Annotated in this window: 15 protein-coding genes; all 15 read right to left on the bottom strand. The window is 75.3% G+C overall.

Going from position 1 to position 20,465, the window contains the following annotated elements:
- Window positions 1-74 precede the first annotated feature (74 nt).
- The 15 genes from ABGB06_RS00905 to ABGB06_RS00835 all read right to left on the bottom strand — a co-directional run bounded on the left by ABGB06_RS00905 (window position 75) and on the right by ABGB06_RS00835 (window position 20,415).
- Window positions 75-1,163, bottom strand: a complete 1,089-nt coding sequence (locus tag ABGB06_RS00905; protein ID WP_347584616.1) for a serine hydrolase domain-containing protein — start codon at window positions 1,161-1,163, stop codon at window positions 75-77.
- Complete coding sequence (locus ABGB06_RS00900) at window positions 1,163-1,591, bottom strand: nuclear transport factor 2 family protein (protein ID WP_347584615.1); 429 nt, start codon at window positions 1,589-1,591, stop codon at window positions 1,163-1,165. The genes ABGB06_RS00905 and ABGB06_RS00900 overlap by 1 nt, the downstream gene beginning before the upstream one ends.
- Window positions 1,588-2,031, bottom strand: a complete 444-nt coding sequence (locus ABGB06_RS00895; protein ID WP_347584613.1) for an SRPBCC domain-containing protein — start codon at window positions 2,029-2,031, stop codon at window positions 1,588-1,590. Before ABGB06_RS00895 ends, ABGB06_RS00900 begins: the two co-directional genes overlap by 4 nt.
- A 5-nt stretch (window positions 2,032-2,036) precedes the next feature.
- On the bottom strand, window positions 2,037-2,384 hold the full coding sequence (locus ABGB06_RS00890; RefSeq protein ID WP_347584612.1) for a metalloregulator ArsR/SmtB family transcription factor: 348 nt from the start codon (window positions 2,382-2,384) through the stop codon (window positions 2,037-2,039).
- Between the two features lie 44 nt (window positions 2,385-2,428).
- Window positions 2,429-6,142, bottom strand: a complete 3,714-nt coding sequence (locus ABGB06_RS00885) for an FAD-dependent oxidoreductase (RefSeq protein ID WP_347584611.1) — start codon at window positions 6,140-6,142, stop codon at window positions 2,429-2,431.
- Window positions 6,091-7,431 carry a GH1 family beta-glucosidase gene (locus ABGB06_RS00880; RefSeq protein ID WP_347584610.1) on the bottom strand — a complete coding sequence of 447 codons (1,341 nt, stop codon included), beginning with the start codon at window positions 7,429-7,431 and terminating at the stop codon, window positions 6,091-6,093. The genes ABGB06_RS00885 and ABGB06_RS00880 overlap by 52 nt, the downstream gene beginning before the upstream one ends.
- Window positions 7,428-9,620 carry a hypothetical protein gene (locus ABGB06_RS00875; RefSeq protein WP_347584609.1) on the bottom strand — a complete coding sequence of 731 codons (2,193 nt, stop codon included), beginning with the start codon at window positions 9,618-9,620 and terminating at the stop codon, window positions 7,428-7,430. Before ABGB06_RS00875 ends, ABGB06_RS00880 begins: the two co-directional genes overlap by 4 nt.
- Window positions 9,601-12,165, bottom strand: coding sequence for a glycoside hydrolase family 38 C-terminal domain-containing protein (locus ABGB06_RS00870; protein WP_347584608.1), 2,565 nt, complete (start codon window positions 12,163-12,165; stop codon window positions 9,601-9,603). The genes ABGB06_RS00875 and ABGB06_RS00870 overlap by 20 nt, the downstream gene beginning before the upstream one ends.
- The gene (locus ABGB06_RS00865) at window positions 12,162-12,797 is read right to left on the bottom strand and encodes an SIS domain-containing protein (protein ID WP_347584606.1); all 636 of its coding nucleotides are present in this window, start codon (window positions 12,795-12,797) and stop codon (window positions 12,162-12,164) included. The genes ABGB06_RS00870 and ABGB06_RS00865 overlap by 4 nt, the downstream gene beginning before the upstream one ends.
- Window positions 12,798-12,912: 115 nt before the next feature.
- Entirely contained in the window at window positions 12,913-13,920 is a 1,008-nt protein-coding gene (locus ABGB06_RS00860; RefSeq protein WP_347584605.1) for an ROK family protein, read from the bottom strand.
- 8 nt (window positions 13,921-13,928) lie between these two features.
- Window positions 13,929-14,816 (bottom strand): carbohydrate ABC transporter permease, encoded by an 888-nt coding sequence (locus tag ABGB06_RS00855; RefSeq protein ID WP_347584604.1) that lies wholly within the window; start codon window positions 14,814-14,816, stop codon window positions 13,929-13,931.
- Window positions 14,813-15,820 (bottom strand): sugar ABC transporter permease, encoded by a 1,008-nt coding sequence (locus tag ABGB06_RS00850; protein WP_347584603.1) that lies wholly within the window; start codon window positions 15,818-15,820, stop codon window positions 14,813-14,815. Before ABGB06_RS00850 ends, ABGB06_RS00855 begins: the two co-directional genes overlap by 4 nt.
- Complete coding sequence (locus ABGB06_RS00845; RefSeq protein ID WP_347584602.1) at window positions 15,817-17,187, bottom strand: extracellular solute-binding protein; 1,371 nt, start codon at window positions 17,185-17,187, stop codon at window positions 15,817-15,819. Before ABGB06_RS00845 ends, ABGB06_RS00850 begins: the two co-directional genes overlap by 4 nt.
- A gap of 278 nt (window positions 17,188-17,465) precedes the next feature.
- Window positions 17,466-18,602, bottom strand: coding sequence for a LacI family DNA-binding transcriptional regulator (locus ABGB06_RS00840; protein WP_347584600.1), 1,137 nt, complete (start codon window positions 18,600-18,602; stop codon window positions 17,466-17,468).
- A 10-nt stretch (window positions 18,603-18,612) separates the two neighbouring features.
- The gene (locus ABGB06_RS00835) at window positions 18,613-20,415 is read right to left on the bottom strand and encodes a hypothetical protein (RefSeq protein ID WP_347584599.1); all 1,803 of its coding nucleotides are present in this window, start codon (window positions 20,413-20,415) and stop codon (window positions 18,613-18,615) included.
- Window positions 20,416-20,465: the final 50 nt, after the last annotated feature.

Here is a 20,465-nt window from a genome sequence, read left to right as displayed (position 1 = left end):
TCTCAGGGCCGCACCCTGATCCGACCCGGCGAACCCATACGGCACCGGCACCGGCACCGGCACCGGCAGCGGCATCAGGCGAGCGGGCCGAGCTCGGCGGTCACGGCGTCCGAGAGGCGTTGCGCGGTGGCGAAGCCGGGGGTGAGGCGGTTCTTGGTGACCGCGAACGACGTCCCCGTGGCGGGGTCGGCGTAGGCGTAGCTGCCCCCTCCGCCGGGCCAGCCGAACGCGGTCGGCGCCTCGTCCGCTGGGGCGCCGACGCGACCGAGCGGGTAGCCCAGGGCCAGCCGCGCGGGGTTGCCGAAGACCTGGTCGGTTCCCTCGAAGGCGACCGCCGACAGCTCCGCCAGCTGGTCCGCGGCGATCAGCCGGCCGTCCAGGATCGCCGCGTACACGGTCGCGATCCCCCGGGCGGTGAAGGTGCCCACCGACGGCACGTCCGCCTGGAGGAGGTCGGGGCTGTTGCCCATCGACGCCCGGGGTTGCCGTTCCCACGGCGCCAGGACGCTGTCGCGGTCCGCCGGTTCGGCCGGATGCGGCTCGGCGTCCTCCAGCCGGGCGAGGCCAGCGAGCCTGGTGGGAGGCACGCCGAAGTACAGCTCGTCGACGATCCCGAGGGGCGCGGCGACCCAGTCGTGCAACAGCCGCCGCACCGGCTGCCCGGTGACCCGGCGCGCGATCTCGCCGACCAGGAAGCCGAAGGTGAAGGAGTGGTAGCCGGTCCGGGTGCCCGGTCGCCACCGCGGTTCCGCCCCCGCGATCGCCGCGCAGACCCGTGGCCAGTCCCCCAGGTCGGTGGGGCCGAGTCCGCCGGGCATCGCCGGCACTCCCACCGTGTGCGTCAGCACCTGCCGCAGCGTCGCGGTCTCCTTGCCGTGCGCCCCGAACTCCGGCCACACCTCCGCCACCGGCGTGTCGTAGCCGACCAGGCCGTTCCCGACCAGCAGATGGGCGATCAACGCGACCACGCCCTTGGCGGTGGAGAAGCCGAAGAACGGGGTCTCCGGGGTCACCGGCCGTCCGGTCGTGCCGTCGGCAACGCCGGCGACGGCGTCCACGACCCGATGGCCCCGGTGGTGGACGGCGACCTGCACGCCGGTCTCGGCCCCGCTGGCGACCAGCTCGTCCAGGACGTCCTGGATCCGGTGCTGGAGGAGGGTCATCAGAGCTCGCCGCGGAGCACGGCGTGGCCGGTGTCGGCGTCGAAGGGCACCGACGCGTGCTCGTGCACGACCGTCCAGGAGTCGCCCCGCCGGCGGAGGCAGCTCGTCGCGCGCACCCACATGCCCACCTCGGTGCCGTCCCGCATCGTGCCGCCGATCCGGACCAGGTAGTGGCAGAACGCGAGATCGGCTCCGGCGGTGATCTCCAGGTCGCGGATCTCGTGGCAGAGCCCGGTGCGGTACGACGCGATCCACCTCTCCAACCGGTCGGTCGGGTCCTCGCCGCGGCGGACGAAGGGGCCGACCGCGTCGTACAGCACGAGGTCGTCGTCGTAGTCGGCGGCCGCGGTGGCGGCGTCCCGGCGGCCGAACGCCCGGGTGCGGGTCTCCAGCAGCTCGCGGATCCGCCGCTCGCCGTCCGCCGTCATCCCCGGGCCACCTGACGGCCGAGGGCGTCCAGCCAGTCGCCGGTGCCCCGCTCGCGCCATTCGGGCTTCTCCTGGTCGTCCAGGAAGGTGCCCTGTTCGGTGAGCACCAGGCGGGTCCCGTCGCCGTCGCGGGCGAACCGCACGGTCGTCAGCGACACGGTCGACAGGACCTCGTCGGCGAACAGGGCCGTGCTGTAGACGATGCGCTCGTCGGGGACGATGTCGTGGTACTCGCTCCTCGCGACGAGGTCGACCCCGTCGCCGCCGTGCACGGCCTCGGTGCCGCCGATCCGGAAGTCCAGCGAGTAGCGGCCGTCCTCGGCGGCGAACCACCTCGCCTTCGTGTCGCGGTCGGACCAGGCCGCGAAGACCGCGGCGGGCGGAGCGGCGTAGATCCGCTCCAGCGTGAACGTGCTGTGCTTCACCGTGTGGTCGGTCATGGTGCTCATTCCTTCGTCGGGTCGTCGAGGACCGCGCCGAGGCGGTCCAGGCGGTGCTCCCACGCCGTGCGCTGGCGTCGCAACCACGCCTCGGCGTTGCGGAGGCCGGCCGGATCGATCTGGCAGGTGCGGACCCGCCCGACCTTCTCCGACCGCACCAGCTCGCTGTCCTGCAGCACCCGCAGGTGCTGGACCGTCGCGGCGACGGTCACCCCGAGCTGGGCCGCCAGCTCGCTCACGGTGGCCGGACCGCGGGTCAGGCGCTCGATCACCGCCCGTCGGTTCGCGTCCGCAAGCGCGTGGAACACCCGGTCCGCCGCCTCGGCCTCATGCTCATGCTCATGCTTAAGCATGCACTTAACTGTGCTCGCCGGATCCCGGAAAGTCAAGTGGCGACTTAAGTTTCCGCGGGACGTGGAGGTGGGTCCGACGGCCAGGTCAACGCCTGGCGACCGGCCCGGGTGCTGTCCAGGCGAGGCAGGTCCGCGGCGTGGGGGTCTTCGGCGGGGGGCAGGGGGCGGGGCGTGAACGGGCCGTGGTCCGCGACGAACCGGAGCCACGCGTCCGGGTCCGGGCCGTGGTCGACGCCGGTGAGGGCGGTGAGCCTGCTGTGCGCCTGGGCGGCGAGCAGGCCGCGGTTGTCCGCCACGTAGTGGGCCAGGATCCGGTGGCCGCGCGGGCTGCCGCACGCCGCGAGCGCGTGCCCGAGGGCGAGTTCCAGCAGGGCGCGACGTTCCTGCACGTCGTCGGGCTCGACGCCGGCGGTGCACCACTGGTCGCGCAGCGCGGACCGGTCGTGGAGCCGCTCCAGGGCCGGCACGGCGGCCGGGTCGCCGAGCCGTTCCGCGCCGGCGCACACCGCGTCGATCCAGGAGAACGGGGAGGCGTGCGGATCGCGGAACGCGGCCTCGCGGGCGTCGGCGAGCGCCGCGACCCGGGCCCACAGCGGGACCGTCCGTGGGTCGCGGGCGATGGCGAGGGCGTACAGCAGGTACACCTCGTCGGGCATCGCCGACTGGTCGGGCGGCAGGTGCGCCTCCCGGATCGAGGAGTCGCGGGGCGGCAGGCGCGGGCCGGCGAGCCGCTCGGCCAGGTGGTCGAGGAGGACGGTGGCACCCTCGGGGCGGCCGCGCAGCACCAGGAGCTGGGCGAGCACCAGCCGGTGCTGTCCCGTGGCGCCGGACAGCGCGCGCAGCAGCGCCGGCGTGGTCTCGGGGCGGTGGTCGAGCGCGAGCTGGACGAACGGGATGGTGCCGCGGAACACCTCGCGCCGGCCCATGTCCGAGTAGCTGTGCAGGGGCAGCTGCGCGGCGAGTCCGTCCAGCAGTTCGGTCAACGGCGTCGGGACCGGCGCCCCCCGCTCCGGCGCGGTGCCGTCGCGCGCTGCGGTGGGGCTGGCGGCGGTGGCGGCGGTGGCGGTGGTGACCGGGAGTCGGCCGCGCCGGACCAGGGTGTCCCGGAGCGCGGCGACGTCCAGCTCCCGGGGCGTGATCCCGGCGGCGGCGCAGCGGGCGGCGGCGATGCCGGTGACCTCGCCGAGGTTCTCCATGTCGGCCTGCATCCGCAGGGCGGGCAACGCGTCATGGGTCGCGGAGATCGCCTTGCCGGTGACCAGCAGCCCGTCCAGGCCACGGGGCAGCAGGGCCCGGTAGGGGAACTCGATCTCCAGGTTGGGCGGGATGAGGCCGAGCTGCGGCCACAGCGACTCGCCCCTGCCCTTCAGATCGTGGTTGGAGAAGTGCACGTTGACCGTGTCCGGCCAGCGGCGCCCGGTGAGCTGGTCCGTGAGCGTCAGCACGACCTCGCCCCGCAGGTGGCGGGTCTCCCGGGCGGCGGGCTGGACGCCGTGGTCGTGCCGGGCCGCACCGCGCCGGCGGGCGGCGAGCACGGCGCGCGTCACGTCGACCACGTCGGTGGTGTCGGACAGTCCGCCGAAGGTGTTGGTGGTGGCGCCGGGCGCGTCGAACTGGGCCAGCGACGACCACATCACCGTGTGCGTGCCCGGCGCGCCGTACGTGCAGGGTGCGCCGCACCAGGCGGCCAGGTCGGCGTCGCCGGTGGCGTCGACCACGACCGCCGCGGTGACGGCGAACGCGCCGTCCGGGCCGGCGAACACCGCGCCGGTCACCCGGTCCCCGACCCGCAGCGCGGCGAACGCCGCCGCGTCGTACCGGACCTCGGCGCCGGCGCGGCGCAGCTCCCGGTGCAGGGCCAGTGCCTTGGCCTCGATGTTCCAGCGGCCGACTCCCCCGCGCAGGCCCAACTCCCGGTGCGTCAGGTGGGTGACGCGCTGGACCTCGGCGGCGTGACCGGCCCGCCGGCCGAACCAGTAGCTGTGCACCCCGCCGTACGTCCCGGTGCCGCCGGGGCCAGGACCGGCCTCGACGAGCAGCGTGCGGGCCCCCTCCCGCGCCGCCGCGAGCGCGGCGGACGCGCCACTGGTCCCGCCGCCGACCACCAGAACGTCGACGCTTGCCGCTGCGGGGACCTCCATGCCGGCGACCCACTCCCACGCGGCGGGGTCGCGCCGCTCCCGGTGGGGCGGCACGGCCGGCTCCGCCGGTTGGGCCGCGGCTGGTTCGGGATGGTGGGGCGCCGGGGCGGAGCGGGTGGCCGCGCCAGGACGGTCCGGCACGGGTGGCTCCGCGGGGCCGGCTGGCGCCGGAGCCCCGGCCGAGGACGTCCGGGCGACGGAGCCGGGTTCAGGCGCCCCGTGCCGCGCCTCGCTGGCGCCGGGCCGGACCTGGCCGAACGGGCGGAGGGGAGTATCGCCCGCGGAGGGAACGGGATGGTCCTGGGCACGACGGGGGCGCCTCCGCCGTCCGCTGGGCTCCGCGGGCGGCTGCGAGACCGCCGGGACGGGGTGTACGGCGAGGTGGTCGGCCGGATCCCGGTCGGGAAGGGTGGCGTCGTTGGGGCCGCCGCCGACCGGATCGCCGTGGGCCGGGCCGGAACCGGACGGCGGTGGGCCGGCGGCCCGGTGGGGTGCCAGGCGGCGCGCCGCCTCCGTGCCGGCGCGGAGGGCGGTGGTCGGGTCGAGGAGCGGGGCGTGCGGGGTGGTCAGCGGGGGTGGGGCGTCGAGGGTCCAGCGACCGGGGAGCTCCGGATCGGCGCGCAGCGCGAAGCCGCCAGGCCCGGCCAGCGGCGCGGTGCCGACGGCGCCCAACTCGGCCCGCGCGAAGGCCGGGTGTTCGCGCAGCAGCCGGCCGGCGGCCACTACCGCGGCGCGCCGGCTGCCGCCGGCGGGGACGGCGACGAGGGCGTACAGATGCCCGGTGTCGCGGTAACCGTCCAGCAACGGAACGCCCGCCGCGGCCGGATGCGCCCCCGCCACCGCGGCCGGCTCCGCCACACCGTCGAACTCCACGCTCCACACGTGCGCCTTGCCGGCGAGAGATCCGGCGACGGGCGGGGCGGAACGCGCGGCCGGGTCGAGCCGATCGGGCTCGGCCGGGGGGCGGTCGCCGAGGCCCGCCGGGGGCCGGCCGGTCACCGCGGCCTGGTCCGGGCGTTCATACGACGGCGAGCGGTCGGCGGCGCCGGCCGGGGCGCCGGGGATCCCGGCCGCAGGGCCGGCGTGGTGCCTCCACGCCGGCACGGCGCTCGCGTCCAGGACGGTGGGGCAGCGGACGACGACGCGGCCGGACTTACCGGTCAGGATCAGGCCGCGGACGGAGGTGCCGTCGGGGGTGCGGAGCACGGCGAGCGGGCGGACGCCGTAGAGGAGGTGGCCGCCGGCGGCGAGTAGGGCGTCCTCCAGGTGGAGCTTCAACGCCGCCGGGCGCAGCGGCACATGGGTGCCCGGCGGGGTGCCGGGCGGGATCAGCGGGGCCAGCAGGTCGTCGGCGGACTCGGGCGCGGTGCACCAGGGGCGGTTCGCGGCCGTCAGCTCGGTGCCCAGCGCCATCCCGGGGTCCACGAGCAGCACCCTGCCCCCATGCCCGGCCCGGGCCAGTGCGGCGGCCGCCGCGGTGCCGGCGAGGGTGCCGCCGACCACCGTGACGTCCACCTCGTACAGCACGGGCAGTGCGGTCGGCGGGAAACGCACCGGGTCGGGGGTCACGCCGGCCACGGCGGGATCGCGCCCGACCGCGCCGCCGCCGCGTACCACCGGCCGCTGTCCTTCACCGTGCGGCGCTGGGTGGTGCGGTCGACGTGGACCAGGCCGAAGCGGGGCCGGTAGCCCATGGCCCATTCGAAGTTGTCCAGGAACGACCAGTGGTAGTAGCCCTCGACCGGCGCGCCCGCCGCCAGCGCGCGGTGCACGGCGGCGAGGTGCCCGTGCAGGAAGGCCACCCGCCGGTCGTCGTCGAGCACCGCGCCGTTCTCGGTGACCAGCAGCGGCACGCCCGGGTGGTCGCGGTGCAGCCGCAGCAGCAGGCCGGTGAGCTCGTCGGGGACGATCTCCCAGTTCAGGTCGGTGCGCGGCACGTCGTCCCGGCCCGGCTCGACCTTCCAGGGGAAGGGTCCGTCGCCACGCCCTGCGCTGACGATGCGCCGGGTGTAGTAGTTGACGCCGATGAAGTCGCTGCCCGCGGCGATGGTCCGCTCGTCGCCGTCGGCCACGAAGTCCAGCGGCCCGACGGCGTTTTCCCAGTGTTCCCGGACGTCCGCCGGGTAGCCGCGGCCGTGCACGGGGTCCAGGAACCAGCGGTTGACGTAGCCGTCCGAACCGTGGGCGGCGGCCCGGTCGGCGTCGGTGTCGGCGGCCGGGGTGTGCGGGAAGAGGCTGTACGCCACGCCGGCGCGCGCGTCCGGGCGGCCGGTGGCGCGGAGCGCGCCGGCGGCGAGGCCGTGGCCGAGCAGCAGGTGGTGCATGGCGCGGACGCTGCCGGCGACGTCCCGCTCGCCGGGCGCGTGCAGGCCGAGCTGGTGGCCGAGCACGCCGACGATCCACGGCTCGTTGATGGTCACCCAGTCCCGCACCCGGTCGCCGAAGGCGTCGAAACAGGCGGCGGCGTAGTCGGCGAACCGGTGCGCGGTCGCGCGGTCGCGCCAGCCGCCGCGGTCCTGCAGCGGCTGCGGCAGGTCCCAGTGGTAGAGCGTGACGAGCGGGGTGATGCCGTGCGCCAGGAGCCGGTCGACGAGCCGGTCGTAGTGGGCCAGGCCGCGCGGTTCGAGCCGGCCGTCGCCGGCGGGGAAGATCCTCGGCCAGGCCAGCGAGAGGCGGTACGCGTTCAGGCCGAGCGACGCCATCAGCGCGACGTCCTCGTCGGCCCGGTGGTAGTGCTGGCAGGCGTCGTCGCCGGTGTCGCCGTTCTCGATCGCGCCCGGCACCCGGCAGAACCGGTCCCAGACGCTCTCGCCGCGCCCGTCGGCCCGGGTGGCGCCCTCCACCTGGTACGCGGAGGTGGCGGTGCCCCACCGGAAGCCCGGCGGGAAGCGCAGCTCGGTGCTCACGGCGCCGGCTCCGCGTCGGGCTCGGCATCGGGCTCGGCATCGGGCTCGGCATCGGGCAGGGTCTCCAGCGCCGCGTACTCCGGCAGGTCCCGCGCCGCCTCGCAGGCGTAGAGCAGGACGCCGGCGGACCAGGCGTGCGAGAGGGTGAGCAGCATGCCCTTCGCCTGGAAGCAGTCGGTCTGGTAGAAGCGTTCGCTGACCATGCCGCGGTAGGCGTTGAAGTCGCCGTCCGCGCGGGCCACGAACTGCCGGAAGCAGTCGAGGTTCTCCCGGGCCGAGTCGAGCAGGTACGGGTCGCCCAGGTGCCGGGCCAGGCGTACGGTCTCGGGCAGCGCGATGAGCCCGAACCCGTGCAGGTGCTGGTTGGAGGGGGACGCCTGGTCGCCGCCGCGGGTGCGGAAGCCGTAGCGGCCGAGCAGCGTGTGCGGGTCGAACGTCACGTCGTAGGTGTAGCGGAAGGTGAGCGTCCAGTCGGCGGCGCGGCGGGCCAGGTCGAGCCAGCGCCCGCCGTCCGTGCCGCCGTCCGTGCCGCCTTCGGGGTCCGCCTCGTGCAGCAGGGTGTAGGCGATGACGGCGTTGTAGCCGTCCTCGGAGGACGGCGCCAGGGACACGTCCTCCGGCGCGCCGCACAGGAACTCCCCCGTCACGTCCGCAGCGAAGGCGGCGCCGGCGCGCCGGGCCGCGACGAGCGCGCCGGGGTCGTCGAACGCGGCGGCGGCCTCGGCGAGCGGCGCGATCCAGGCGAGCCCGGCGGAGCCGAGGTAGGACAGCGGTTCGCCGGTGTCGCTGTGGTGGGCGGCGGCCAGCCGGCCCGTGGCGGGGTCCTGGCCGGCGCGGGCGACGGCCAGGTTGGACCGGACGGCGCGTTCCCAGGCGGGGTGGTCGTGGCCGCGGGCCCGTTCCGCGCGCAGGGCGCGGAGCAGGAACAGGGTGGCGTCGCCGAGGGTGCGGGCGTGCAGCCGGTGCGGGTCCGGCGTCCAGCCGGCGTTCCAGCCGACGCCGGCGCTCCACTGGCCCCAGAACGTGCCGGCCGGGGTGAGGCTGCCGGCGATGTGGTCCAGCACGGCGACGGCGTCGCGCGCCAGGTCCGGGTCCGCGACCCGCCGGGCGTGCAGCAGCATCGCGTGCGCGTAGGGGGTGCCGCTGACCCAGGAGACGTGCATGGCCGGCCGGTCGCCGCGCTCGCCCAGCGCCTCCCGGTCGAACGCCGCGGTCTCCAGCAGGATCGGCGGGTCGGCGCGGAAGTGCCAGCGGTGCAGCCCGTGCGCGGTCAGCGCGGCGGCCTCCGGGATCGACACCCAGGCGGCCGCTGCCGCCGGGGCGGCGGTGGCGCGGTGCAGCGCGCGCAGCACCGGCGCGTAGGCGTGCGGGTCGGCGTCCAGCAGGTGCACCGAGAAGCGGAGCGTGTGCTCCTGGCCCGGCGTCCAGGTGTGCACGGGCGTCCGGGCCGGCAGCGGGGTGTCCGAGCCGTAGTAGCTGACGGGCTCCTCGCGGTACGGGGCGTGCAGCCGCAGCGCCGGCCGGGCGCCGGGCAGCAGCGCGAAGCCGACGCCCTGCTGGCCGAGTTCGCCCCGCTCGGCGAGGGCCAGCGCGGCGCCGCCGCGGCCGTCGCGGGCGAAGACGGCCGGGGTGGCGCACCGGTCGGCGCGGAACGACCAGGCGTCGGCGGTCAGGTCGTCGCGATCCTCGACGGCGTCCGGTCCCGCCACGCTCGTGCCCGGCACGCTCGTGCCCGGCACGCTCGTGCCCGGCACGCTCGTGCCCGCCACGAATCGCGGGTAGCGGCGGGTGCACTCGGGCAGCCGGTTGGGCCCGTAGAACACTCCGGGGACGAGCCAGCCCGGGTCCGGCGCGCCGGGGCCGAGCCGCAGTTCGACGCGCAGCCCGGCGCGGGCCGGGGCCCGCGCCTCGCGGCGCACCGTGAGCGTGGCGGCCCGCCCGCCGTCGCCGTCGGCCGGCGGGCCGAGGCGGAGCCGGGCCGCGAAGCCGTGCGCGGCGCCGGACGCCTCCAGGGTGCCGTCCGGATGCCGGGTGACCTGCCCGGCGGGCACCGGAAGGCAGTCGCCGTCCTCGGTGAGCAGCGCCACCAGGTAGGGCAGCACGGCCTCGCCCGCGGCCGGGTCGCGCAGGGGCACGGCGCCGGCGGCGGTCCGGGCGGCCGGGACCGGATCAGCGATCGTCCTGGACATCCGGTCCTCCTTCTCCCTCTGCCACCTGGTCCTGGGCCGGCTCCGGAGCCGGTTGAGCCGGTTCCGGGAGGCGCTCCAGCAGGTCGGTCTCGACGACCGGTCGGTCGGGGTCGGCCGGGATCCGGAAGGTCCTGATCTCGAAAGGACCGAAGTCGGCCTCGATGACCCGACCGCCGAGCATCGGCAGCGCGATCCGCGCCGCGGCGGCCCGCCCGTGCGCCTCGTGCGCGCGCACCACCACGTCGCCCGAACCGTCCTCGTCGGCCTTGACCACGGAGACCAGCACCGGGCCCGCGCCGTCGTCGAGGTGGGCGGCGCGCTGCGGCAGCGGCCCGGCGTGGAACGTCTCCAGCAGCGCGAACGCCGGCTGGTTGAGCTCGGCCGCGCGCCGCACCGGGTCGACGGCGCGCCAGTCGCCGCCGTGCGGGACGAGCAGACCGCGGAAGTCCTGCCGGCCCTGGTCGAGGTAGTCGTAGATGCCGTCCGGGTCGAGCTGGTGCGGCTCGTGCCAGGCGTAGACGGGGCTGCGCACCGCGGTCATGCCGATCTCGCCGCCCGTCACGTCGTGGCCGTGCTTGCTGTCGTTGACCACGACGAGTCCGCCGCGCCGCCCGTCCGGCAGCGTGCCGGAGACGTCCACCCACGCCTGGGTCGGCTCCTCGGTGCCGTCCGGGACGCGTTCGAGGTGGCCGTAGGGAATCTCGTGGGTGGCGGTGACGTCGGCCAGCGCGGTGGGGAAGCGCAGCTTCAGCAGCGTGAGCCGCTCGTGCCAGTCCACGGTGGTGCGGACCTCGACGTGGGCCGAACCGGCGGACAGCACCAGTTCCTCGACCAGTCGGGAGTTCCGGTACCGGCTCTCCACGCGCAGCACGGCGCGGACCGGCCCGTGCTCCACCAGGCGCACCCGGGTGCAGCTGAACGCGCCGGTGGTGCGGTCGTAGGCGCGCACCCGGTGGCCCCAGGTGTCGGACGGGTCGTCCACCACGACGGCGTGCGGTCCCGGGCGCTCGGGCATCAGCTCCGCGCCGCTGGCCTTGTGCCGGAGCGAGCTGAGCCACCCGGTGTTCGGGTCCACGACGAGCCGCAGGTGCTCGTTCTCCAGGGTGGTGTCGGTGGCGGCGACCGGCCAGGCGTCGGCCGCGGTGCGCGGCGCCGGCACATCGGGCCGCAGATGGTAGACGCGGTGGCCGAGCGGCGGCACGCTGGCCCGGAACGCGATCCGGCCGCGCGGGCCGTTGAGGGTCGCCTCGGAGCGGGTGGGCTGCACCGGCACCGGCACCCCGGTCTCGTCCTCCAGGCCGGTGGTGAGGGCCTTGCCGTACTCCGTCTCGACGTCCGTGTGCAGTTCCCAGGGGTGCGGGTTGACGACGACCAGCGGGACGGTGTCGGCGCGGTCGTCGGTCAGGGGGATGTCGATCCGGCGGGTGACCGCCTGGACGGCGTGGTTGAAGACCTCGGCGGCCAGCGAACGGGCCCGGCCGTAGTCGTCGCGCGCGTCCTCGTAGGCGGACCTGATGGAGGTGCCGCCCAGGATGTCGTGGAACTGGTTGAAGAGCACCAGCTTCCACGCCTCGGTGAGCTGGCCGAGCGGGTACTCGGCGCCCGTGACGGCCCGGGCCACGGCGGCCCACTTCTCGGCGCGCATCAGCTCGTGCTCGGCGCGCCGGTTCCACGCCTTCACGCCGGAGTGCGCCGAATAGCAGCCGGAGCCGTGGTGCTGCAGCTCCCCGGCGTGCACCGGCATGTCGTCCCGGTCGCGGACCAGCCGCAGGTACTCCTCGGCGTGGCTGAGCCGGAGGCTGGGCAGTCCGCCGAGGGCGTCCAGCCGCCGGATGCTGTCGAGGTTGGCCTTCGTCGGGCCGCCGCCGTGGTTGCCGACGCCGTAGAAGACCATCAGGTCGGGCAGGTCCGGGGGCGCCATGGACAGCGCCTTGTCGAGGTGGCCGCCGACGTCCATGCCCGGCGAGCCGTACTCGTTGGGCAGCCGGTACGCCAGCACCCGGGAGCCGTCGGGCGCCTGCCAGTGGAAGAACTGCCCCGGCAGCGCCTGCTCGTGCGGCCCGGGGCGCAGGAAGACGTAGCTGTCGAGCCCGGACTTGCGCAGCAGCTGCGGGAGCATGGCGTTGTGCCCGAACGGGTCGAGGTTCGCGCCGACGCTGGCGGCCACGCCGAACTTCTCCAGCAGGTAGCGCTGCCCGTACAGGGCCTGGCGGACGAAGGACTCGCCGGCGGGTATGTTGCAGTCCGGCTCGACCCACCAGCCGCCTATCACCTGCCAGCGGCCCTCGGCGATCCGCTTGCGGATGGTGCCGAACAGCTCGGGGTCGTGGCGCTCGATCCACTCCAGGTACATCACCGAATCGCAGGTGAAGACGAAGTCCGGGTACTCCTCCATCCGGTCGACCGCGGAGCGGAAGGTGGCCCGGATCTCCTGGAGGCCCTCCGGCCAGCGCCACAGCCAGACCGGGTCGATATGGGCGTTGCCCACCAGGTGGACGGTGCGCCGGCGGTCTCCGGAGCGGGGGGCGGGGCGGGGGGTGCTCATGCTCGGGTCTCCAGCCGGGCGAAGGTGGTACTGGGGGCGTGTGCCTCTGGTGTCTCGGTCTCGGCGGCCCAGGCGTCGACCTGCTCGCTGAGCAGGTGCAGCAGCGTGAGGTGCATCTCCTGCACCCGGGCGGTGGCCGTGGCCGGCACGGCCAGCACGTGGTCGGCGTGCTCGGCGGCCGGCATGCCCTCGGGGTGGCCGCCGCCGAACAGCACGGTGACGGCGCCGGCCGCGCGGGCGGCGGCCAGGCCCCGGACCACGTTGGGCGAACGGCCCGAGGTGGTGAAGCCGATGACCATGTCGCCCGGGCGGGCCAGGGCCCGCACCTGGCGGGCGAACAGCTCGTCGAAGGAGTAGTCGTTGCCGATACAGCTGCTGACCGAGGGGTCGCAGGTCAGCGCGACGGCCGCCAGCGGGCGGCGCTCGCGGAGGTAGCGGCCGACGAGTTCGGCGGCCAGGTGCTGGGCGTCCGCGGCGCTGCCGCCGTTGCCGAACGTGTACAGGCGCCCGTCGGCCGCGTAGACGTCGATGAGCCGGCGGGCGATCCGCTCCAGCTCGGGCAGCAGCTCCCTGGTGCGCTCGGCGACCCGGAGGTGCTCGGCGAGCTGGCCGGCGGGGGGACTGACAGGCATGGGTGGTGCTCCAGTGACGAGGTTCGGTTGGTGCTGGGTGGTTCGGGTGGTGCTAGCTGGTGCTATGTGGTGCTGGTCGGTTGTCGTCGTTGCGGGGCGGCGGGTCAGGGCGGGGTCACGGGGCGGGGTCCAGTCGTTCGAAGGCGATGGCCGCGGCGCCCAGCACCCCGGCCCGGTCCCCGCCGGCGGCGACGGTCAGCCGCGCCGCGGCGGCGGCCGGGCCCATGGCCTGTTCGGCGACGATCCGGCGGACCGGACCGAGCAGCTGCTCGCCGGTCCGGGTGACGCCGCCGCCGAGCACCACCACCTCCGGCTCGAACACGTTGACCAGCGTGGTCAGCCCGCTGCCGAGGGCCGTCACGGTCTCCTCCCACACCGCCACCGCGACCGGGTCGCCGCGCCGCGCGGCGGCCGCGACGTCGGCGGCGGTCAGCGGGTCGAGGCCGGCCAGCGCGGTGTCGGTGCCGGCCGCCGCGGCCTCCGCGACCGCCTCCCCGGCGCGTTCGGCGATCGACGTGCCCGAGGCGTACGCCTCCAGGCAGCCGCGCCGCCCGCAGCTCCGGCACGGCCGGCCGTCGGACCGGACCAGGACGTGGCCCGGCTCCCCGCCGTTGCCGGCCGCGCCGCGGAAGGTGCGGCCGCCCAGCACGGCGCCGCCGCCGATGCCGGTGGAGACGGTCAGGTACAGCAGGGAGTCGCTGCCCCGGCCGGCGCCGAAGCGCCACTCGCCCGCCGCGCCCGCCGTGCCGTCGTTGTCCAGCACGGCCGGCCTGCCGTACGCCTCCACGGCCAGGTCGACGACCGGGACGTCCAGCCAGCCCGGCAGGTGCGGCGGGCAGATCAGCACGCCGGCCTCGCCGTCCAGCGGCCCACCGCAGCCGATGCCGGTGCCCCGCAGCTGGCCGGGGGCCACGCCGGCCTCGTCCAGCACCGACCGGCCGAGCTCGAACAGCCGCTTCAACGCGGCGTCCGGGCCCTCCTGCACGGCGGTGGGGCAGGCGGCGAAGGACAGCGCGCGGCCGTCGGCGCGGACCACGCCCGCGGCCAGCTTGGTGCCCCCTATGTCGAGCGCGAGGACCAGGCCCTGGTCGTTGTCCCGCTCGGCGCTGCGGTGGTGCGTCATCGGCAGGTTCAGCCCTTCCGTCCCGTCGTGGCGATGCCCTCGGTGAAGTGTCGCTGGCAGATCAGGAAGACCACGATCATCGGAACGGTGACCACCACGCTGGCGGCGCACACGATCTCCCAGCGCAGCTCACCCCCCTCGCCGAACTGGTCGAGGACGGCCTTCAGCCCGCGGGGCACGGTGAAGAGGTCGGGATCGCGCAGGTAGATCAGCGGCCGGACGAGGTCGGTCCACGCGGCCTGCACCTCGAAGACGAAGGTGACGGCCAGCGCGGGCCGGCACAGCGGCAGCGCGATGCGGGTGAACATCGTCCAGTAGCTGGCGCCGTCGATCCGCGCGGCCTCGAAGAGCTCCCGCGGCACGCCCAGGAAGAACTGCCGCAGCAGGAAGATGTAGAACGCGCTGCCGAAGAGATTCGGCGCCCACAGCGGGACCTGGCTGCTGGCCAGGTTCAGCTCGTTCCACACCAGGTACTGCGGGACCATGAGCACCACGGCGGGCAGCATCATCGTGGACAGCACCAGGCCGAACAGCGCGTTGCGGCCCGGGAAGCGGAAGTAGGCGAAGCCGAACGCCACCAGCGCGCTGCTGATCGTGACCGTCACGGCGGCGGCCAGGGTGACCGTGACGCTGTTCACGATCCACGTCCACAGCGGCACCGCCTCCCAGATCTCGGTGTAGTTCCCGAACTGCCAGTCGCGCGGCAGCAGGGCGTTGTCGAAGACCTGGTCCGAGGGCTTCAGTGAGGCGCTGACCAGCCACAGGAAGGGGTAGACGAAGATCGCCGAGGCGCCGACGAGGGCCAGGATCCGCAGGACCCGGCCGGCCGGCCCGGCGGCCCCGCGGCCGTCCGCCCGGCGCTCGCGGGCCGGGAGCCGGGTGGTGAGGCCGGTCATCGGGCGTCCCCCTCGTAGTAGACGAAGCGCTTGCTGAGCCGGGCCTGGACCAGGGTGATCACCACGATCACCGCGAAGAGCAGCCAGGACAGGGCGGAGGCGTAGCCCAGGTGCAGGTACTGGAAGGCCTGCTGGAAGAGGTAGACGACGTAGAACAGCGCGGCGTCGTTCTGGTACGTCTGCGTGTTCGCGGTCCCGTAGAACGCGGTGTACGCCTCGGTGAACGTCTGGAGCGAGTAGATCGTGTTGACGATCAGCGTGAAGAACAGCGCGCCGGATATCTGGGGCAGCGTGACGTGCGTGAACGCCTGCCAGCGGCCCGCGCCGTCCAGCTCCGCCGCCTCGTACAGCTCCCGCGGCACGTTCTTCAGCGCCGCCAGGTAGATCACCACGGTGGAGCCCAGCGCCCACAGCGTGGTGAGGACCAGGCCCGGCTTGACCCAGGCGCTGTCCGTGGTCCAGTTCGGGCCCGGGATGCCGACGACGCCGAGCGCCTCGTTGATCACGCCGACGTTGCCGTTGAACAGCAGCAGGAAGAGGATGCCCACGGCCACCGACGGCGTCATGACCGGCAGGTAGAAGACGGTGCGGAAGAAGCCCGAGGAGCGGCGGCCCACCCGCAGCAGCAGCATGGCGAGCGCCAGGGATATCGCCATCAGCAGCGGCACCCGCAGCGCGCTGAAGACCAGCGTGTTCAGCAGTGAGGTGGCGACCGAGGGGTCCTCGAACACCTGCCGGTAGTTGTCGAAGCCCACGCTCCGGGTGGAGCCGATGGCGTCGTAGTCGGTGAACGACAGCACGAAGCTGGCGACCATCGGGCCCGCCGTGAGGACGAGGAAGCCGAAGATCCACGGCAGGATGAACAGGTAGGCGGCCCGGGTCTCCCGGCGGCGCCAGGAGGCCCGCCAGCGGCGGATCCGGGCGCGCCGCCCGTTGTCGAACGCCGGCGTGGTCCGGTGCGCGGCGGGGCGCGGCGCGGGGCGCGCGGTCACGGTGGAGGTCATGACTCGCCCCGCTGGCTGGCGGCGCGGTCGAGGGCGCTCTGCGCCTCCTGCTGGGCGCGATCCAGCGCCTCCTCGGGGCTGACGTCCCCGGACAACGCCCGGTTGACGGCGGACTGCCAGGCCTTACGGAACTCGGTGCCGGCCGCGTTGGCCGGGACGGAGACCGCGTCGTCCTGGATGTCGTACATCAGCTCGGTGGCGTCGTCGAAGGCGGCGTTGCCGGTGGGCCGCCAGATCTCCTCCTCGATGATCCGGTCGGCCTCCCGGTTCCCGGTGAAGTCGCCGACGTAGGGCGAACCGGTGGCCCGCACCTCCTCGGCCTTGGCCCGGGCCGCCGTCACCCAGGTGTCGGCGGCGGTCATCGTGGTGACGAACTCGCACGCCTCCCGAAGGTGCGGGCTGCCCTGCGGGATGACCCAGCTGGCGCCGGTGGAGTAGTTCAGCGGCTCACCCGCGCGGTCCCGGAACGGCTCGACCCGCAGGTCGACGTCGGGCGAGGTGCCGGCGAGCACGTTCACGTACCAGTCCTCCATGGGATAGGCGCCGACCTGGCCGCTGGCGATCGGGTTGGCCGCGCCGAACTGGTCGAACGTGTCGCGCAGGGACTTGAGCCTCCCCCAGCCGCCCTGGGCGTCGATCAGGCCCAGCGTGTACTCCAGCGCCTCGACCACCTCGGGGCTGTCCAGCCGCGCGGTGCGGCCGTCGTCGCTGATCAGGGCGCCGCCGTTGGCCGCCACCCAGAGCGGGAAGAACTCGGGGATCTTCGGGTCGAACCCGATCCGGGTGACCTGCCCGTCCTCCTCCCGGTGCAGCTCCTCGGCGGCCCACGCCAGCCGGTCCCAGTCGGAGGTGTCCACGTCGGAGGTGCGCAGCCCGGCCTCGTCCAGCACGTCGCCGCTGACGAGCGTGACGCGGCTGTCGTACGAGTCGGGCAGGCCGTACACCGTGCCGTCGAGCGTGGCCTCCGCGAGGGCCTCGTCCCGGTACTGGTCCAGGTCCACGTTCCGCTCGTCGAGGCAGTCGGTCAGCGGCACCAGCGCGCCCCTGGCCGCGTAGCCGCCGACCAGCGCGCGGTCCATGCGCACCACGTCGGGCGGGTCGTCGGCGGCCACGGCGGAGAGGAACTGCTGCTCGTCGAAGGCGCCCTCGGTGACCTGCAGCTCGACGCCGTCCAGCGTCTCGCGGGCGATGTCGATCCGGACGTTGGCCAGGGCGTCGCCCAGGCCGTATCCCATGGTCGTGAACGTGTCGGAGTCGTCCGCGAGGCCGACGCCGCCGCAGGCGGTGACGGGGAGCAGGGTGGTCACCGCGGCCAGGGCCAGGGTGCGACGACGGCGTCGTCGTCGCCGATCAGGTGGGGCAGCCAAGGTCACTCTCCTTCGAGCAGTGGCTGACGTGGACAGCGGCTGACCGACGCTGGGCGGGACCACGCGGGACAAGGCGGAAGCACATCGGAGGCGCATCGGAGGGACGGCTCGAACCGATGTGGCATCGTTGCCACATGAGAACGTAGTCACACAGGGGAAGAGGGGTCAATAGTCGGCCGTTGTGGGATTGCACCCCCGCCGGCCCCGGGGCCGGGCGGCCGGGAGGATCAGGCGGCGAGGTGGGGGATCAGGCGGGGTGGATCAGGCGGCGGCGTGGGTCAGGCGGCGGGCGGCGCGGCGGAGCCGCGGGTGAGCAGCTCGGGGTCGAGGGTGTACGTCCGGCTCCGGCCCTGCCCGCCGCCGACCCGCTCCAGCAGCAGGGACGCCGCCCGCGCGCCCATCTCGTACACGGGCTGGCGGACGGCGGTCAGGCCGGGCTCGACCATGCGCATCCAGGTCAGATCGTCGAAGGACACCACGGAGCAGTCCCCGGGCACGCTGCTCCCCCGCCGCTTCAGCTCCTGCCACACGGCCTCGGCGACCACGTTGTTCGCCGCGAAGACCGCGGTGGCGTCGGGGTTGGCGTCCAGGAAGGCCGCCACCTCGCGCCCGGGGCATCCCCTGCTCGAAGAGCCCGGGGAGGGGTCGGTCAGCCGCAGCCCCAGGTCCAGCACCAGCCGGCGGCTGAGCGGCACGCCGGCGACCCGGTGCGCGGCCCGGTACCCGCGGAGCCGGTCCCGGCCGGTGTCCCACATCGTCTCGTCCACCACCACGGCTATCCGGCGGTGTCCGAGCGCGAGCAGATGCGCCACGGCGTCGTGGGCGCCGCGCTCGCTGTCGATGACCACGGCGTCGCAGCCGCGTATCCCCGAGCGGCGGTCCACCTCCACCACCGGCATGCCGTGCTCCACCAGCAGCGCGGTGGCCGCCCGGCCGACGGGCGCGAGCAGCACCCCGGCGGCGCGCATCGACACGAAGGCGCGGGCACCGTCCGCGGCCCGCTCCTCGTCGCCATGGTCGTCCACCAGCACCACCTGGTGGCCGGCCGCGGTGAGGGTCTGCTCCACGCCGGCGGCGAGCTGGGCGTAGAACTGGTTGCGCAGGTCGGACACCAGCAGGCCGACCAGGCCGCTGGACCGCCCCTTCAGCGTGCGGGCGGTGATGTCGGGCACGTACCCGAGGCGGGCCGCCGCCGCCCTGACCTTCTCCCTGATCTCGTCCGCGACGTAGCCGTGGCCGGCCAGCGCGCGGGACGCCGTGGACTGCGAGGTGCCCGCCTCCTCGGCGACCTCGCGTAGCGTGACCCGGGCGCGCTTCCCTCTGCCGTTGGATCCCCGACCGTTGGATCCCCGGTCGTTGGGTCCCCGGCCGGTGTCGCGCCCGTCGGGGCCGCCGGCCCGCGTGCCGCCGCTCATCGCGCCGCCCTCACCGCCCGGGCGTGGGCCGCGGCGGAAGGCCCGACGCGGCCCGCCACGCGGCCCACTGCTCGCGCAGCGCCGCGTAGTCCCGCTCCAGCAGCGGCTCGCCGGTGCGGTCGAGCCGCGAGGAGACGTAGAGGGCCGGCACCCCGAGCGTCGTCTTGACGACGCCGTACGCGCGCCACTGCTCCCGGTCCGGGGCGCACCAGTCGTCCGTGTCGATCGGCGTGTGCGGGCAGCCGGCGCGGGCCACGGCCGCGCGGTAGCGCATCTGCGGCACGATCGGCGCGTCCGGCTCGGGGTCGTCGAGGCGGAGCATGTCGTTGAGCCGGATCATGTCGGTGACGTCGGCGAACGCGGGGTGCGGTGTGTGCGTGACCACCAGCGCCTCCCGTTTCGCCCCCTTCGCCGCGCCGTGGATCGCGGCCAACTGATCGTACAGCAGGGCGATTCCCCAGGCCGGGCCGTGCCGGACCAGGGAGTGCCCGGTCGGGGTGTCCGCGGTGAAGTCGATCTTGAGGCCGTCCGCGTCCAACCCGTCGGGCGCCAGCATCCGGCGGATCGTGTCGGCGAGCCGCTGGCGGGCCTCCGGATGGCTGGGATCCAGGGCGACCGGAACGCCGTCGGGCGTGCGCACGCAGAGCCGCGGCGGCACCGACTCGGTGGCCCAGGCCCGCCACCACAGCAGCACCCGCTGGCCGCGGGCGTGCCGGTCGGCGATCCAGCCGCGCAGGTCGGGCCACCGGTCCGGGTCCGGCTCCCAGGAGCCGTAGGCGCGCTGCCACTTGTCGTCGATGACCACGGTGCCCGGCACCAGCCCGTGCCGCTCCAGGTGGGCCAGATGCGCGTCGTACTCCGCGCGGGAGCTGAGCTCGGGCCCCGGCCGGCCCAGCTCGGCGGCCCGGGCGAGCTGCGCTCCCCAGCCGCAGAACATCGGCTCGGACCACCAGGCAGGGGCGGTGGACTCCCCGGTCCGGGTGCCGGGCGCGGCGGCCCAGCCGTGCTCGTCGAGCCAGGCGCGGTGGGCGACGAGCCCGCGGTACGGGTCGGGGTGGCCGGGCGAGACGAGCACCGCCGGGGTCTCGAAGCGGCCCGCCACCGCGGTGTGCCCCTCGTAGGCCAGCCGCAGCCGGAAACCGTGGTCGCCCGGCAGGTACTCGACCTGGGTGAAGGTCAGCTCGGCCACGGGCGCGCCCACGCCGAGCGTCCACCACCCGGCCGGCGCGGCGGCGGTTCCGGGGTCGGCGTCGTCCGGGAACGGCTGCTCGGTCAGCGCCAGGCACAGCGGGGCCGGGGTGAAGAACCAGTGCCCCCGCCCGGGCCTGGCGTCCCCGCAGGCCCCGATCACGGCGCTCTCGCCGGCGCCGCGCAGCAGCCGGCGCGGCGGCCCCGGGTTGGGCGAGAACAGCGTGCGCCAGGCGTGGCCGCTGGGCCGCACCCCGCCGCCCCGGCCGCCGAACGCGGCCCGGGTGCCGAGCACCGTGACCTCGTCGAGCCGCCCCTCGCCCGCCACCCACCAGCCGAGCTCCGGACCCCGCGGGGTGCACCGGATCCGGGTGCCGGCGGCGCGCCAGGCCGTGCTGCGCCGGGTCACCGTCACCACCGGGTACGGGCCGCCGGCGTCCAGTTCGGGGGCGGTCGCGGACAGCGTCTCGTCCCGGGCCCCGACCCGGTCCAGCGCGCCCGGCAACTGCAGCGTGACGGGATGGCCGCCGGCGGCACCCGTGACGGTGGCGCTGGTGCCGTCCGCCGCCACGGTCATCCGATACCCGCCGGCCGTGACCTCGACCACCCCGGAGGCATGCCGCACGGCCCGGACGGGTCCGCCGGACGGGTCCGGCGGCCCGGAGGGCCCGGTAG

The organism is Streptomyces sp. B6B3 (genome assembly GCF_039871525.1).
GTDB lineage: Bacteria > Actinomycetota > Actinomycetes > Streptomycetales > Streptomycetaceae > Streptomyces.
The sequence above is the reverse complement of the archived record's forward strand: the minus strand, read 5'-3'. Positions and strand labels throughout refer to the sequence as shown.

What these genes read in the sequence shown, in the direction of transcription:
- ABGB06_RS00895 (WP_347584613.1), bottom strand. Translation starts at nt 2,031, where the DNA reads ATGACCGACCACACGGTGAAGCACAGCACGTTCACGCTGGAGCGGATC.
- ABGB06_RS00890 (WP_347584612.1), bottom strand. Translation starts at nt 2,384, where the DNA reads ATGCTTAAGCATGAGCATGAGCATGAGGCCGAGGCGGCGGACCGGGTG.
- ABGB06_RS00855 (WP_347584604.1), bottom strand. Translation starts at nt 14,816, where the DNA reads ATGACCGGCCTCACCACCCGGCTCCCGGCCCGCGAGCGCCGGGCGGAC.
- ABGB06_RS00850 (WP_347584603.1), bottom strand. Translation starts at nt 15,820, where the DNA reads ATGACCTCCACCGTGACCGCGCGCCCCGCGCCGCGCCCCGCCGCGCAC.
- ABGB06_RS00865 (WP_347584606.1), bottom strand. Translation starts at nt 12,797, where the DNA reads ATGCCTGTCAGTCCCCCCGCCGGCCAGCTCGCCGAGCACCTCCGGGTC.
- ABGB06_RS00870 (WP_347584608.1), bottom strand. Translation starts at nt 12,165, where the DNA reads ATGAGCACCCCCCGCCCCGCCCCCCGCTCCGGAGACCGCCGGCGCACC.
- ABGB06_RS00860 (WP_347584605.1), bottom strand. Translation starts at nt 13,920, where the DNA reads ATGACGCACCACCGCAGCGCCGAGCGGGACAACGACCAGGGCCTGGTC.
- ABGB06_RS00840 (WP_347584600.1), bottom strand. Translation starts at nt 18,602, where the DNA reads ATGAGCGGCGGCACGCGGGCCGGCGGCCCCGACGGGCGCGACACCGGC.
- ABGB06_RS00900 (WP_347584615.1), bottom strand. Translation starts at nt 1,591, where the DNA reads ATGACGGCGGACGGCGAGCGGCGGATCCGCGAGCTGCTGGAGACCCGC.
- ABGB06_RS00875 (WP_347584609.1), bottom strand. Translation starts at nt 9,620, where the DNA reads ATGTCCAGGACGATCGCTGATCCGGTCCCGGCCGCCCGGACCGCCGCC.
- ABGB06_RS00905 (WP_347584616.1), bottom strand. Translation starts at nt 1,163, where the DNA reads ATGACCCTCCTCCAGCACCGGATCCAGGACGTCCTGGACGAGCTGGTC.